Source organism: Mesorhizobium sp. P2_C4, assembly GCF_056404575.1.
On record NZ_JBFUDT010000007.1, the window covers coordinates 152,177 to 166,781 of the forward strand.

The following is a 14,605-nucleotide window of genomic DNA, read 5'->3' on the forward strand; positions in this document are numbered from 1 at the left end:
CCCCCGGCGCGATCACGGTTTCTGGCTCGGACTGTTCCGCCATGCGGCTCCCATTGTCTAACAGGTCCTGGCGCCGGCTGCCTGTTCCCCATGCTTGCCGGCTTTCTTTCATCATGCGCGCATCCGTGGATTGAAATCAAGCGCTAATTCTGTAATATTGATTGAACGGACATTCAAAATGAAGTGAAGAAAGCCGATAATTCCAACGCTTGGCGCTTCGTTTCGTGTTCGGCGGATATCTGCGATCAAACAAGGCGAGGCGACTATGGCGGCTGCAAGAGACCTGAGGGGAACTGAAACGGCAGGGCCTGCCGACGATGCCGTCGAACTGGCCAAGCGCCATCTCGTCCAGCCCTGGCCGTTCGCCGGCTCGGTCGGCGCCGAGGCGCGGGCGCTGATCGGCGAGGGCAACGGCATCTACATTACCGACGCTTCCGGCAAAAGGCTGATCGACGGGCCGGCCGGCATGTGGTGCATCAATGTCGGCCACCGCCGCGAGGAGTTGGCGAAGGTGATGTACGACCAGGCGATGATGCTGTCCTACAACACGCCGTGGTACACGATGAACGCGCCGTCGGCGGAACTGGCCATGCGCATCGCGGGCGATGCGCCGGGCGATCTCAGCCATGTCTTCTTCACCACCGGCGGTTCCTCCGCGGTCGAGACGGCGCTGCGCTTCATGCAGTTTTACAACAATGTGCGCGGCCGGCCGGAAAAGAAGCTGATCCTGAGCCGCGGCGGTGCCTATCACGGCTCGACCTATCTGTCGGCCTCGCTCAACGGCCGCCCGCGCGACCGCGACTGGATGGACGGCGCCGACGATCTGGTGGTCAAACTGTCGTCGCCCGATCCGTTCCGGCGCCCGAAAGGCATGGACATTGCCGCCTTCACCGATTTCCTGGTCGATCAGTTCCGCGATACAGTGGCCCGTGTCGGCGCCGACAAGATCGGCGCTTTCGTCGGCGAGCCGGTGCAGGCATCAGGCGGCGTCGTCGTGCCGCCGGACGGCTATCTCAAGCGCATCCGCGAGATCTGCCGCGACAACGATATCCTCTACATCTCCGACGAGGTGGTGACCGCTTTCGGCCGGCTCGGCCATGTCTTTGCCTCCGGCGAGGTGTTCGGCATCGATCCTGACATGATCACTTTTGCCAAGGGCGTGACCTCGGGTTATTTCCCGCTTGGCGGCGTCATCATCTCGGAACGGCTGCTGCAGGAATTGCGCCGTTCGAACCATCCGGACGCCATGTTCGGCCACGGCCTGACCTACACCAGTCATCCCGTCGGCTGCGCGGTGGCGCTGAAGAACCTCGATATCCTCGAGGACAGCGTGCTTGCCCACACGCGCGAGGTCGCGCCCTATTTCCAGGCGCAGCTGAAGACGCTCGAGGAATTGCCGCTTGTCGGCGAAGTCCGCGGCATGGGGCTGATGGGTTGCGTCGAATGCGTCGCCGATCGCGAAAGCAAAGACCCGCTGCAGCTCGACAAGGATGTCGGCAAGCGCATCGATGCGCATTGCCACGAACTCGGCCTGTTGGTGCGGCCGCTGATCAACATGTGCGTGATGTCGCCACCGCTGATCATTTCGCGCGAGCAGATCGACGACATGGTGGCGATCTTGCGTGAGGGCATTTCGCGCACGATGGACGATTTGAGGAAGGAAGGGGTCTGGCAGGGGTGAAGTGACAGCCGATCTCCCCCCTCGTGGGGGAGATGCCCGGCAGGGCAGAGGGGGGCGCTGTCCCGCCGGCCTATCAGTCCTTGCGCCAGTACGCTTCTCGTCGATTTGTGGATTCGTGTAAGTGACGGAGAGGTCGCGTTCCTTCGCGCCCCCCTCTGTCCTGCCGGACATCTCCCCCACGAGGGGGGAGATTGGCAGCCTCGCCGTCCCTTACACCTGCGACCGCATGGCCTCGTTCAAATTCCACATGTCCTTCTCGTCCGGCGCCGTCTCCAGCCCGAGCACGGGGATCTGCTTGCGCAGATGGTCGTGGTGGGTGCGCACGCCATATTCGAGGTCGGAGAGGTAAAAGCCCTCGAACGCTTCCGACAACATGGATTCGTTCGACCACACCGAAAGCTGCACGTCCTCGTTCATGGTGTCGCGATCGATGCGGTAGGCGAGGTAGCGTGCCGCGGCCTGCTCCCGGGTTTCGTTGGGATAGCGGTAGATGGCGCCGCGCAGCAGCGTCTCACCGGTCGTCAGCGGGAACTCCTGATAGAACTGCACGGATTCCGGCATGATCGACAGCGCGTTGTTGGGGAACATGCCGTAGTAGATCCAGGCCTTGCGCAGATGCTCCGGCAGGTGCTCCGCCGCCGGCGCGTGCTTGATGTATTGCGCGACACTCCAGCGCCGTCCGGCATGAGGGTTGTAGGTGGCGAAGGAACGCGACACGCCGTTGATGAACGGCTCGTCGAAATAGGTGGCGCCATAGAGATCCTGCAGCGCCGGATGCGCCATGGCGACGTGGTAGCCTTCATTGTCGACGTCGCGCACCGACTTCCAGTTGACCGGGGTCTTCTGAGTCCAGATGCCCCAGGACGGCACCATGTCGGCGACGCCGTAATGAGCCATCTCGGCTTCGATCGGCTTCAGCAGTTCGGCCACCGACGGCTGCGGCCCGCCCCTGCGGAAACGGATGAAGATAAAACCCATCCATATCTCGAGGTCGAGCGGCATCAGGCCGAATTCGGTCTTGTCGAGATCGGGGAAGGAGCGCGGACGGGCCGCACCGCGCAGCGTGCCGTCGAGATTGTAGACCCAGCCATGGAACGGGCAGACCAGGGCGTTCTTGCAGTTGCCCTGGCTGTCGGCGACGACTCGGCTGCCGCGATGACGGCACATATTGTTGAAGGCGCGCACGACGCCGTCCTTGCCACGCACGATCAGCGCCCGCTCGCCGACGACGTCCATGGTCATGTAGTCGCCGGCATTGGGCACGTCGGAGACATGGCCGGCGATCTGCCAATGGTTGCGGAAGACGTATTCTTTCTCGAGTTCGAGAAGGGCGTCGGAATGATAACTCCAGCCCGGCAAGCCCCGCCGGTCCCAATCGTTGGGGATCGCCACGTCACGGAGGTGCGGGTTCATGGGGAGCTCTTCTTTTTGTTGAATACTCATTCAATATAATCATATTTTGCATTGAAATGCAATGGCTTGTGGAAATCGTAGCGTTTTCGCCTGGCCAATTCGAGTGGGTTCGACGCCCGTGCCGCCGCGAAAAATCCGGGGATTTCCGAGCGTTAACTAGGGTTGTGAAGCGGGCATGTTGCGTCGGGATTGGCACGCGCCGTGTCGGCAAAATCGGGCCGGGAAATGGCCGCCGTTCGCGATTTATTTCGGGAGTGTGAGATTGGTCATAGTTGGATAGAGCAGATGGGCGCTCTGTTGCCTGACCGAATATGCCCGGTAGCGCCCGAATTATCTGTTTCGCCGCTGTTACACGGGCAGACGAGATGCATCATTCGTCGGTTACACAGCGCGATTAAGTTCGCTTCATAGCAAAAGAAACAAGAAACGAAGGGGAATGACGATGTACACGAAGGTTGAGACTGCCGACAGCGACATCCGCTTCCAGGCTCCCGCACGCAACGACCGGCGCCCGAAGCTGGCACTGCGCCAACGCGCCAGCGACCATCCGATGGCGATGTTCATGACGGTGAGCGCTGTTGCGTTTGTCGGCATGATGTTCACGCCGACGATTGGTCCGGCCTTCGCGTCACTCAATCCGCCCACCAACGTCGTCGACGGTGCGCCGACCACCATCAAGACCGCGCGCCTGCCGATGCCGGAGATCGATTTTGCCTGCAAAGGCCAGGCCTGGGGCGCCGAGAGCGCGGAATGCCTGCGCGTCATCGCCGCGCAGTCGGGCAAGCACAGGGATCGCGCCGTTCGCATGATCGCCAATGCCGCGCCGCTGACCAATACGCCCAACGTCTTTTGATTTCGTTGAACGTGATCTGCGAAACATTTCCCTGCTTCGCGATCATGCTTTGACCTCCCCGAGCGCTCCTCCTGCGCTCAGTCAGGCTCCCGCCGCACTGTCGGTCGGGAGCCTCTTTTTTGTTTTGGCCCTGTCGATATCGGGTGAGACCGGCCTGACCTGAATCTCAACCGGCCCTCGGCTCGAATCTCAGATCCCCGCTGCCGCCTGCTCGGCAATTGCCGAGAGGACGCCGCGGACGTCCAGCGTGCTGAAAGGCTTTTCCAGGATCTGCGGCCGCTGCGCTGCCGGCAGGGCCTCGATCTCGGCCTTCGCACCGATCAGGTCGCCGGTGACCAGCACGAAGCGCCGCGCCAAATCGGGTTTTTCGGCGAGCAGTTCGCGATAGATTGATATGCCGCTTATGCCGGGCATGCGCAGGTCGGAAAAGACGATGTCGGGTGGCATGTGGCCGGTCAAGGTCGCAGCCGCCGATGTCCAGGCCGGCACGATCCGCGACTTGATGCCCATCAGCTCCAGAATGTCGGAGAGCGAGCCGGCGACGTCCGGCTCGTCGTCGATGATCAGGGCATGGCGCAGTCCGCTCGACCTTGTCTGGCTGTCGCCGGCGGCGGCGACGCCGGCGGTGATCGCCGGCAGCTGGACGACGAACCGCGCGCCTCTCGGCAACACCTCCTCGAACCAGACATTGCCATTGTGCCGCTCGATGATCGATTTCGAGATCGACAGGCCGATGCCGGTGCCGACACCGACCGGTTTGGTGGTGAAATAGGATTCGAAGATGCGCGAGCGGATCGCCTCCGGCACGCCCGGTCCGTTGTCCTCGACCGAAAATCCGGGATTGCCGCGGTCACTGCGAAATGTCCGCACCTTGATCAACCGGTCGCCGGCAACGCCGGCCAGCGCGTGCTGGCTGTTGATGAGGAAGTTGGCGGCGACCTGCGTTACATGGTCGGCATCGGCCATGGCCAGCAACGGGCCGCTGGCGAAATCGGTGTCGATGATGATGCCGCTCGATCTGGCGCCGTAGGCAGTCACTTCGAGTGCAGCGCGGATCACCTGGTTGAGATCGGTCTCGGCCTGCGCCGTGGGATGCAGGCGGACCATCGACAGGAAGCTCTTGACGATACGGCCGCAGCGTTCGGCGGCGGCGCGCACCTTTTCGGCGCGCACCTTGGTCTGTGGGTCGGAGGCGAATTCGTGCAGCAGCGTCGACTGCGCGACGACGACGGCGAGCGGATTGTTCAACTCATGTGAGACGCCGGCCAACAGCGAGCCCATCGCCGCCATCTTCTCGTTCTGGTGCAGCTTTTCGCGCTGGCGGCCGATCTCTTCCTCGGCACGCAGCTTGTCGCGCAGATCGCGGATCGAGCCGAAGATGAGGCAGCGATCGGCAACCCGCATCTCGGTCGCCGTCAGTTCGATCGGGAACACTTCGCCGGCCGCGTTCTGGGTGACGGTTTCGAGCCGCTGGCCGACCATCGGGGCGCCGCGGCCGGTCATGTATTCGGCCCCCGACGCATAGCCCTTGCGGTAATAGATCGGTACGATGGTGTCGAGAAGGTCCTTGCCGAGTATGTCGGCGCGCTGGAAACCGAACATCTTTTCGGCGGCCGGATTGAATTCGATGATCGAGCCGGTCTCGTCGATGACGACGATGGCGTCGAGAGAGGCCTGCAGCATGGTGCGGCGGATGACTTCGCTGGCATGAGCCTCGGACGGCGATCGTTCGATGGCGTCGCCGATGGCGAGCGCGACGATGTGCAGTGTCGCCTCTTCCTCGTCGCTCCATTCGCGTTCGTTGACACAGTCGTTGACGGCGAGCGTGCCCCACAAATGGCCGTGCGCGAAGACAGACACTGACAGGAACGACTTGATGTTCTGCTTCTCGAAGTCGGTTCTGAGGAAGCCGTCGAGGTCGCGTGTGTGGCCGGCGAAGACCTTGCCTTGCCGCTCATCCTCCGCCAAGCGCTCCAGCAACGGGTCCGAGTTGACGATCGACTGCATGATGACGGTTGGCGACGCCAGTTCGGTACCGAAGCGGGGGGCGATCCAGTAGGCTGCGACAGACTGGGCGAAGCCCTGGCCGGGCAGTTCGCGCAGCCTGAACAGGATGCCGCGCTGGCAATCCATGGCAACGCAGAGCGTCTCGAGGATGCCCACCATCTCACGTTGCCAGTCGCCGGCCTCGCGGAGCCGGCGCACGACGCGGACAGCCGCCATTGCGGCGCCCTGACGGGAGCCTTGCATGTCCGTGCGTGCCGGTTCAGCAGTCATGGTCGGTCGTTACCCAGGTCGCGCCGGTGTGGTTAGTGCCCACAGCAGCCTATCGCGCCGCTCAATGTCCTTCGCTCGGCAGCGAGAAGATATAGCCTTCGCCGCGCACCGTGCGCAGGAATTTCGGATTGGCCGGATCAGCCTCGATCTTCTTTCGCAGCCGCATGATGCGGATGTCGACGGCGCGGGACGATTCAGGATCCTCCACGAACCCGATCGCTTCGGAGATCGCGGCGCGCGTCAACAGCCGGTTGGCGCGGGTCAGGAAAACCTCGAGCACGTCGAACTCGCTCTTGGCCATGTCGATGACCGCGCCATTGGCGCCGGTGACCAGCCTGCCGTCGAGATCGGCCTGGAACGAGCCGAAGCTCATGAAGCGGCGGCCGGCGCCTGTCTCAACCTTGGCGGCTTGCGGCGCGGTCGGCTGCGGCACGCGGCGCAGCACGCTGCGAACCCGCGCCAGCACTTCGCGCAGTTCGTAAGGCTTGACGATATAGTCGTCGGCGCCGAGCTCCAGTCCGACGATGCGGTCGAGCGCGGTCCCGGCGGCCGTGGCATAGATGATGCCGATCGGCATTTTCGAGCGCAGCCAGCGGCCGAACGACAGGCCGTCCTCACCAGGCATGGCGATGTCGAGGATGGCCAGATGGAACGATTGTGTTTCCAGCAAGCTGCGGGCTTCCGCAGCACTTTCGGCTGTGGTCATCTCGTAACCATTGGCGCCGAGATATTCGGCGACTGCGTCCCTCAGATCGGGCTCGTCCTCGACGATGATAATTCGTGCCCGCACTATGATGCTCTCGCTCCCGCTTTCAGCGGAAAGTAGATTGGGTATAAACATGATGTCCAGCACTCATCTCGGGTTGCGAAGGGAACGGTAAGAAAACATGGCCGCACGATCCGTCATCGCGCTTGTTTCGGTCGCCGAAGTGGTGGCGACCGATCTCGCCGACCACCTCGAGCGGCGTGGCCATGATGTGCGCGAGGCGCGCCAGCCCTGGGAGGCCGAATCGTTGCTTTCGGCCAAGGGCATCGACATCGTCATTGTCGGCGACAGCCTCAGCCAGGCGGAGGGGCGCGACCTGCTCAGGCGGTATGGCGGCCAAGGCGGGGGCGGCGAGGGAGGGCCGGATTTCATCCTGATCTGCCGGCCGGCCGATCTGGTCGACAAGGTGCTGGCGCTCGAGCTCGGCGCCGCAGATGTCATCGAAAGTCCGCTCAATGTAAGGGAGCTTGCCGCTCGCATTGGCGGCCTTCTGGCACGGCGTGGCCGCAACACCCAGGAACTGATCGTGCTGGAGAATGCGACGGTCGACTTGAGGTCGGCCATGGTCATGCATCGCTCGGGTACGGAAGAACAGCTGTCGCCGGGCCAGGTGGCGCTGCTCAGGCTGTTTCTGGCCAGTCCGCGCAAGGTGCTGACGCGCGATGACATCATTGCCGCCGCACCCGCCGAAAATGCCGATGCGTTCGATCGCTCGATCGATTCGCGTATCGTGCGGCTGCGCCGCAAGCTCGACACCGAAACCATCACCACGATACGGGGCGCCGGCTATCGGTTCGATCCGCCGACACAGCGCGCCGATTGAGGGCAAGACACCGTCTCTTTGCTTGAGCATGTCGTTGTCCCAAAACCGCTGCGCACTTTTGGGCGACATGCACTCGCTCAGCGCACCACCAGCAGCGATGGTCCCGATGGCATTTCGCTGGCCACGACAATTTCGTTGGCGTGAGCGCGTTCCTTCAGCAGCACGGTGGCGAGACCGGCAAAGCCGAGCAGGCCTTGTGTGTAGAGCAGTGCGGAAAGCACCGAAGCTGCAAATTTCGTGTTCATCTGTCTCTTCCTCAATTTCAGAATTGTCGGTGCTTCAGGAAACCCCCGAAGCGCCCGCGCCGCCCACGGAGCCCCCCGTCGCGGCGCGGGCCTTCGGTCCTCTCGGCAGCAAGTTGCCGGAGGGGCCGCGCATCCCCATCAGTCCAAAGCCGACCCGCCAGAGGGCTTTCAACCGGTTGATGCGCAGACTGGAAACAATCCAGACCAAGGCAATGAACAGCGCAGCATGCAGCGTCGAAACCTCGCCCGAATTCATCGCCGCAAGCGTCGTCATCGGGCTGCCGGCGACTGTGCCGACGCCGCCGACGATGACCGCGGCAATGCTTATCCTGAGAACCCAGGACAGGGAGTGCGATTTGATGCTCATTTTCGTTTGCGCCGGCTGTTTTCGTTGCGTCAACTGTGCCGTCGGCCCGTATCCAGATCATGCCGCCCAGGCCGCGCTTTGTTGCAGATTGGTTTCGAACCAGGTGAGATGTCTTTCACATACGGGGCATTCGCACGTTCGTATGGTGATAACCTGGGCATTTTGATCGTGCGAGGCAGAGCAGAGGCCAACTATGTTATGCCTCATTCCCCTCTATGGCCCGTCACTCTCGTTAACCTGAGGAAACAGATTCGAAACACAAACGAGCATCAAGCGAAGTCAGCTTGAAACATGACCTTGGGATAAGCCGGTCATCGAATTGGAACCGGCCCGACCGGCAAAACAGGGGAACATCATGTACGCTGCCATTTCCGCCAAGCTCATCAATATCACCGCCGCCGCCCTGACCGGTGCGGCTCTTCTCATCGGTGCCGGCAATGGCGCTGCCTACGCCGCCACAAGTCAGATCGTGGCCCGTGTCTCGCTGTCGCAGCAGACCATGGAAGTTCTGGTCGACGGCCGCCCGACCTTCGCCTGGAAGGTTTCGACCGGCGACAAGGCACACGTCACGCCGACCGGTTCGTTCAAGCCGACCCGCATGCATGAGATGTGGTATTCGAAGAAGTACGACAACGCGCCGATGGCGCACTCGGTGTTCTTCAGTGGCGGCTACGCCGTGCATGCGACCAACGCCATCAAGCGCCTGGGACAACCGGCTTCGCATGGCTGCGTGCGGCTGCATCCGGACGCTGCCGCCGACTTCTATCAGCTGGTCGAGGTGTTCGGCCCCGCCAACACCAGCATCGTCATCGTCAAGTAGCAGGCTGCGGTTGGAGCGGTCCTGCAGCGCCGCCAGACGGCGGTGCCGCACAGCAAGCTCCCGTCTGAAGCTCTCCTGAGCTTCGCGGTAATCAATCCAGTCAAAAAAGAGGCCGGAATTTCCGGCCTCTTTTTGTTTGTGCGGGGGTGTCTGCGTCGTTCAGTCGACGGGCACCGGCATCAGCTTCGGGTCCGGCTTCTCGGCGTGGTGCGGCAGGTCCCTGCTGGCGATGAAGGTGTAGAACATCGGAACCACGAACAGCGTGAACATGGTTCCGACCAGAATGCCGGTGAAGATCACCAGGCCCATCGAATAGCGCGCCGCGGCACCAGCACCGCTGGAGATGATCAGCGGCACCACGCCGAGCGCCATCGCCGCCGTGGTCATCAGGATCGGCCGCAGCCGCACCTTGGCCGAGGCGATGATCGCCTCGCGGCGCGACATCTGGTGCTTCTCGCGCTGCTGGTTGGCGAATTCGACCAGCAGGATGCCGTGCTTGGTGATCAGGCCGATCAGCGTGATCAGGCCGACCTGCGTGTAGATGTTGAGTGTTCCCAGCCCCAGATTGAGCGGCACGATGGCGCCGAAGATCGACAGCGGCACCGCCATCATGATGATCAGCGGATCGCGGAAGCTTTCGAACTGCGCCGCCAGCACCAGGTAGATGACCAGGATGGCGGCCGCGAAGGCGATCAGGATTGTGCTGCCTTGCTCCTTTTCCTGCCGCGACTGGCCGGAATAGTCGATGAAGAATGTGTCGGGCAGGCTTTCCTTGGCGATGTCCTCGATGGCCTTGAGCCCGTCGCCGGTGGTGACGCCGGGCAGCGGCAGCGCGGAAATCGTTGCCGAGTTCAGCTGGTTGAACTGCTCGATCGCGGCCGGCGAGGCGTTGGTCGAGATCTTGACCACGGCCGAGAGCGGCACCATCTGGCCCGAGACGCTGCGCACGAAATACTCAGCCAGCTTTTCGGGATTGTCGCGGAATTCCTGCGGCACCTGCGGGATGATGTCGTAGCTGTTGGAATCGCGGTCGAACTGCGCCACTTCGGCGCCGCCGACCAGCAAGGTCAGCGTGCGGCCGATATCGGCGATCGGCAGGTTGAGGGCGGCGGCGCGGTCACGGTCGATTGTCACAGTCACCTGTGGCGCGTCATAGGCCATCGAGTTCTGCACGACAATGAAACGGCCGGAAGCCTGCGCCTTGTTCTTGATCTGCTCGGCTGCTTCGAAAACGTCGGAAGCATTGCCGGTCGAACGCACCACCATGGTGATCGGCAGACCGCCGCCCGAGCCAGGCAGCGTTGGCGGCGCGAAGACGAAAGCCTCGACGCCGGCCACCTTGGCGAGGCGTCCCTGGATGTCGGCCTGGATCTCCTTCGAGCTGCGCGTGCGTTCGGCCCAGTCCTTGAAGGCAAAGCCGACGAAGGCACCGCTGGTCTGGCCGCCGAACGCGACTGCCGAGAACTGCGCCCGCGTTTCCGGTATGTCCTTGACCAGGCCAAGCATCTGGTTGACGTAGAGTTCAGTATAGTCCGACGTCGCATAGCGCGGCGCGTTGACGATCGACAGCAGGAAGCCCTGATCTTCTTCCGGCGCCAGTTCGCTCGAGGTCTTGGTGAACGCAAAACCGGTGACGGCGACCAGCGCAATGACGATTATCAGCGTCAGTGGGCGATAGTTCAGCGATCCGGTGACCGCCTTCTCATAGACGCGTTCGACGCGCCCGAAAGTGCCGTCGACAATGCGCTGGAAGCGGCCGGGTGACCCGGCTTTCAGCAGGCGCGCCGACATCATCGGCGTGATGGTGACGGCGATGACACCCGAAAGCACCACCGAGCCGGCAAGGGTGACGGCAAATTCGCGGAACAGGGCGCCGGTCAGGCCGCCGGTGAAAGCCAGCGGTGCGAACACGGCGGCCAATGTCACCGTCATGGCGACGATGGCGGAAAAGATTTCCCGCATGCCGTTGAAGGCCGCCTGCATCGGCGACATATGGTCTTCTTCCATGTGGCGATGGATGTTTTCCACCACCACAATGGCGTCGTCGACGACGAGACCGATCGCCAGCACCATGGCCAGCAACGACAACAGGTTGATCGAGTAGCCCACCGAATACAGCAGGAAGCAGACGCCGATCAGCGACAGCGGAATGGTGACGATCGGCATCATCACCGAGCGGAACGAGCCGAGGAAGAGCAGGATGACGACGATGACGATGGCGACGGCCTCGGCAATGGTCTTGAACACCTCGTAAATCGAGGCGCTGATCTGCTCGGTTGAATCGTAGACGATCTCGATCGTCATGCCTTGCGGCAGCGTGTCCTGGATCAGTGGCACGATCTTGTGGATCGCCGCCGCCGTCGTCAGCGGGTTCGCCGCCGGTGTCGGGAAGATGGCGAGGAAGGTGCCTGGCTTGCCGTTGAAACTGACCCTGGTGTCGGTGCTCGCCGCGGCAAGTTCCACACGCGCCACGTCGCGCAACCGCACCACATTGCCGTCCGTCGAACGCAGCGGGAGTTCGGCGAAGGCCTCAGGCGTCTGCAGTGTCGAGCGAACCGTTATCGAGGAGACGACATATTCGTTCTGGGTGTTACCGGGTGCCGAAAGGAAATTGGAATTGTTGATCGCGGCCAGCACTTCGGCTGCGGTCACGCCACGTGCGGCGAGCTTGACCGGGTCGATCCAGACGCGCATCGAATATTCCTGGGCGCCGAAGATCTGCACCTCGGCGACGCCTTCCACCGTCGACATGCGCGGCCGGATGACGCGCTCGATATACTCGGTCAACTGCTCCTTCGTCATGTTCGGATTCTGCATCGAGATGTACATCATCGCGAACTGATCGCCGGTGCCCTTGACGATCACCGGGTCCTTCGATGCGTCGGGCAAGGTGCCACGCACCCCTTGCACCTTCGACAGCACTTCGGTCAGCGCGACATCGGGATTGGAACCGAGCTTCATCTGCACCGTCACGGTGCTCGAAGAGGGCCGGCTCGACGAGGTGACGTAGTCGATGTTCTCGGTCGAAGCGACGGCGCGCGCGATCGGCGCCGAAATGAAGCCCTGGATCAGGTCGGCGCTGGCGCCCGGATAGGCCGTCGTGATCGTGATGGCCGTTTCATCGATCTTCGGGTATTGCCGGATCGACAGGTTGAAAATGCCCTGGAAGCCCAGGAGCAGGATCATACAGGCCAGGACCGTCGACAGAACCGGGCGGCGGATAAAGATGTCGGAGACGTTCATTACCGGGCGGCCTGCTTGTTTGCCGATTGGGTCGGGTCGATGGTGTTGTCGATAGCAACGGACATGCCATTGAAGAGCCGGTTCTGACCGGCGGTGACAACCTCGTCGCCGGCCGTCAGGCCTTCAAGGATCTCGACCATGCCGGCGTTGCGGCGGCCGGGCTTGACGAACACCTGTGACAGGACGAGCTCAGGCTTTTGTTCTTCCGCCGCCGGTTTGGCCGGGTCGGCAGCCGCGTTGTCAGCGGGTTTCGCGGCGTCGGCTGGTTTGACCGCATCGGCGGGCTTGGCGGCATCGGCTGGTTTGGTTGCGTCGGCGGGCTGGCCTTCCGGCGCCTTGGCTGGACGCACAACGTAGATGAAGTCGCCGTAAAGGCTGGACGTCAGCGCTGTTTGCGGCAGGGACAGGACATTGTTTTCCTCAGGCAGCTCGACACGCACCTGTACAAACTGGCCGGGGGTGAGCTTGCCTTCGGTGTTGGCGACCTCCGCCCGGATGGTGACAAGCCGGCTGGTGGGGTCGATCTTGGGATCAATGCCGCGGATCTTGCCGGCGTAGGGCAAGTCGCCGCCGCCAATGCCCAGCCGCACCTTCTGCTCGATCTTCAGCAGCGGGAGTTGCTGTTCGGGAACGGAGAAGTCGACCCGCATCGTGTCCAGGTCCTGCAAGGTCACCACCGCCGTGCCCGGCGTCAGATACTGGCCAAGGTCGATTTTCGGAATGCCCACCGTGCCGCTGAAAGGCGCGGTCAATTGCTTCTGGTCGAGCACCGCCTGCAGCTTGTTCACCTGCGAGGCGGAGACCGATGCCGCTGCCCGCGCCGCGTCGAGCGTGGCGTCTGTGCCGACGCCGCGCCGCTGCAGTTCAAGGGCGCGCTGCAGCGTCGTCTGGTCGGATGCGGCCTGCGCCTTGGTCGCCTCGAGATCAGCGCGCTCGACGGCGTCGTCGAGCTGCAGCAAGGTTGCGCCGTCGGCAACCTTCTGGTTGGCGTGAAACAGGATTTCCTTGACGATGCCGGCGGTTTCGACAGTGAGGTCGACGCCGCGCACCGCGCTGACCGTACCGATTGCCTCGACGCCCGGGGTCCAGTCAGACGGTTTGACGACAACCGTCGAGACAGTTGCAGCAGGCGGCTTCATCGTGGCGAAATACTGTTTGATGCCGTTGTCGCGAAGAAAATTGAAGCCGACGATCCCGCCAACCACGACCGTGAGCACGAGCAAAACCAAGGCGATGACGATTATCTGGATTATGCGCTTGAACACAAACAGTCCCCTCGAACGGCGACCCACATAGCGGTCGGTCGCGGGACACTAGCCCATGGCAGGTCCCGGTTTCAAATGACGGCGATCTTACTGTACCGTCTGGACGGTCTTGTCAATTCCGCATAGGCTAATGTATGGGGGACGGATCGATGAAAGCACGCAGAACAAATTCGCGCGACAGGATACTTGCCGCAGCCGCCGAGGTGGCGCGCGTGACCGGTCCCGGCAGCCTGTCGCTGGACGCAGTCGCCAGCCGGGCCGGCGTGTCGAAAGGCGGCCTGCTGTACAATTTCCCGACCAAGGCGAAGTTGCTGCAGGCGCTGGTGCAAGACTATCTGGATGAGTTCGCCGCGGCGCTGGAAACCACCGCCAAGGCCGGCGTCAGTGGCGAAAGCCTGCTTTCCGTCTATATCAGGCTGTCGGCCAAGGAGTGGGAGGAACCCCAGCCATCGGCCTCCTGGATTTTTTCGGCGATCGCCGAGGATCCCGATTTCCTGACGCCGATCAAAACCTTCAAGCGGCAGCTGTTCGAGCGGCTGAAGGGGGATACGCCGGATCTCAAGGCGCTGCTGGTCTGCTATCTCGCAATCGAGGGGCTGCGCAGCATGAATCTGTTCGATTCGGATGTTCTCACGGCTGACGAACGCCGGTTGCTGGTATCGTCCTTGCTGCAGATCGCGGGATAGCCCGTGAACCTGCCGTGCCGGCGCCGGCAACGCGAGACGGACCGCAACCGTAAGACGTGGTTTGCCGGCCGTCACATCAGCTTCATCGTCTCCAAGGCCCAAGTATCCGCTCGACCGGCCGAGCCATGCCGGCGTCGTCGTCTGGCTGTATTCGCATCGACATGTG

Annotated in this window: 12 protein-coding genes; 5 read left to right on the forward strand and 7 right to left on the reverse strand. The window is 62.6% G+C overall.

Features of this window, described 5'->3' with window-relative positions:
* Window positions 1–265 precede the first annotated feature (265 nt).
* Window positions 266–1,681, forward strand: coding sequence for an aminotransferase (locus tag AC1DX6_RS24310; protein ID WP_477318028.1), 1,416 nt, complete (start codon window positions 266–268; stop codon window positions 1,679–1,681).
* A gap of 210 nt (window positions 1,682–1,891) precedes the next feature.
* Here AC1DX6_RS24310 and AC1DX6_RS24315 read toward each other — a convergent pair whose 3' ends face one another.
* The gene (locus AC1DX6_RS24315) at window positions 1,892–3,094 is read right to left on the reverse strand and encodes an aromatic ring-hydroxylating oxygenase subunit alpha (protein WP_477318030.1); all 1,203 of its coding nucleotides are present in this window, start codon (window positions 3,092–3,094) and stop codon (window positions 1,892–1,894) included.
* A gap of 442 nt (window positions 3,095–3,536) precedes the next feature.
* Here AC1DX6_RS24315 and AC1DX6_RS24320 point away from each other — a divergent pair, with 442 nt between their 5' ends.
* Entirely contained in the window at window positions 3,537–3,947 is a 411-nt protein-coding gene (locus tag AC1DX6_RS24320; protein WP_477318032.1) for a hypothetical protein, read from the forward strand.
* A 189-nt stretch (window positions 3,948–4,136) separates the two neighbouring features.
* Here AC1DX6_RS24320 and AC1DX6_RS24325 read toward each other — a convergent pair whose 3' ends face one another.
* Together AC1DX6_RS24325 and AC1DX6_RS24330 are read right to left on the reverse strand one after the other, a co-directional pair.
* Window positions 4,137–6,170, reverse strand: coding sequence for a GAF domain-containing sensor histidine kinase (locus tag AC1DX6_RS24325; protein ID WP_477318034.1), 2,034 nt, complete (start codon window positions 6,168–6,170; stop codon window positions 4,137–4,139).
* 115 nt (window positions 6,171–6,285) lie between these two features.
* The gene (locus tag AC1DX6_RS24330) at window positions 6,286–7,014 is read right to left on the reverse strand and encodes a response regulator (RefSeq protein ID WP_477318036.1); all 729 of its coding nucleotides are present in this window, start codon (window positions 7,012–7,014) and stop codon (window positions 6,286–6,288) included.
* Between the two features lie 97 nt (window positions 7,015–7,111).
* Here AC1DX6_RS24330 and AC1DX6_RS24335 point away from each other — a divergent pair, with 97 nt between their 5' ends.
* Window positions 7,112–7,813: a winged helix-turn-helix domain-containing protein gene (locus AC1DX6_RS24335; RefSeq protein ID WP_477318038.1), complete on the forward strand. Its 702-nt coding sequence runs from the start codon at window positions 7,112–7,114 to the stop codon at window positions 7,811–7,813.
* A 77-nt stretch (window positions 7,814–7,890) separates the two neighbouring features.
* Here the strand turns inward: AC1DX6_RS24335 and AC1DX6_RS24340 are convergent, their stop codons facing one another.
* A complete protein-coding gene (locus AC1DX6_RS24340; protein WP_477318040.1) occupies window positions 7,891–8,058 on the reverse strand; it encodes a hypothetical protein in 168 nt (55 codons plus the stop codon).
* A gap of 34 nt (window positions 8,059–8,092) precedes the next feature.
* A complete protein-coding gene (locus AC1DX6_RS24345; RefSeq protein WP_477318042.1) occupies window positions 8,093–8,425 on the reverse strand; it encodes a hypothetical protein in 333 nt (110 codons plus the stop codon).
* Window positions 8,426–8,780: 355 nt separating this feature from the next.
* Between AC1DX6_RS24345 and AC1DX6_RS24350 the strand changes: the two genes are divergently transcribed.
* Window positions 8,781–9,245, forward strand: a complete 465-nt coding sequence (locus AC1DX6_RS24350) for a L,D-transpeptidase (protein ID WP_477318044.1) — start codon at window positions 8,781–8,783, stop codon at window positions 9,243–9,245.
* Between the two features lie 159 nt (window positions 9,246–9,404).
* Here the strand turns inward: AC1DX6_RS24350 and AC1DX6_RS24355 are convergent, their stop codons facing one another.
* The gene (locus AC1DX6_RS24355) at window positions 9,405–12,488 is read right to left on the reverse strand and encodes an efflux RND transporter permease subunit (RefSeq protein ID WP_477318046.1); all 3,084 of its coding nucleotides are present in this window, start codon (window positions 12,486–12,488) and stop codon (window positions 9,405–9,407) included.
* Window positions 12,488–13,753 (reverse strand): efflux RND transporter periplasmic adaptor subunit, encoded by a 1,266-nt coding sequence (locus tag AC1DX6_RS24360; RefSeq protein ID WP_477318048.1) that lies wholly within the window; start codon window positions 13,751–13,753, stop codon window positions 12,488–12,490. Before AC1DX6_RS24360 ends, AC1DX6_RS24355 begins: the two co-directional genes overlap by 1 nt.
* Before the next feature lie 149 nt (window positions 13,754–13,902).
* Between AC1DX6_RS24360 and AC1DX6_RS24365 the strand changes: the two genes are divergently transcribed.
* Complete coding sequence (locus AC1DX6_RS24365) at window positions 13,903–14,439, forward strand: TetR/AcrR family transcriptional regulator (RefSeq protein WP_477318050.1); 537 nt, start codon at window positions 13,903–13,905, stop codon at window positions 14,437–14,439.
* Window positions 14,440–14,605 lie beyond the last annotated feature (166 nt).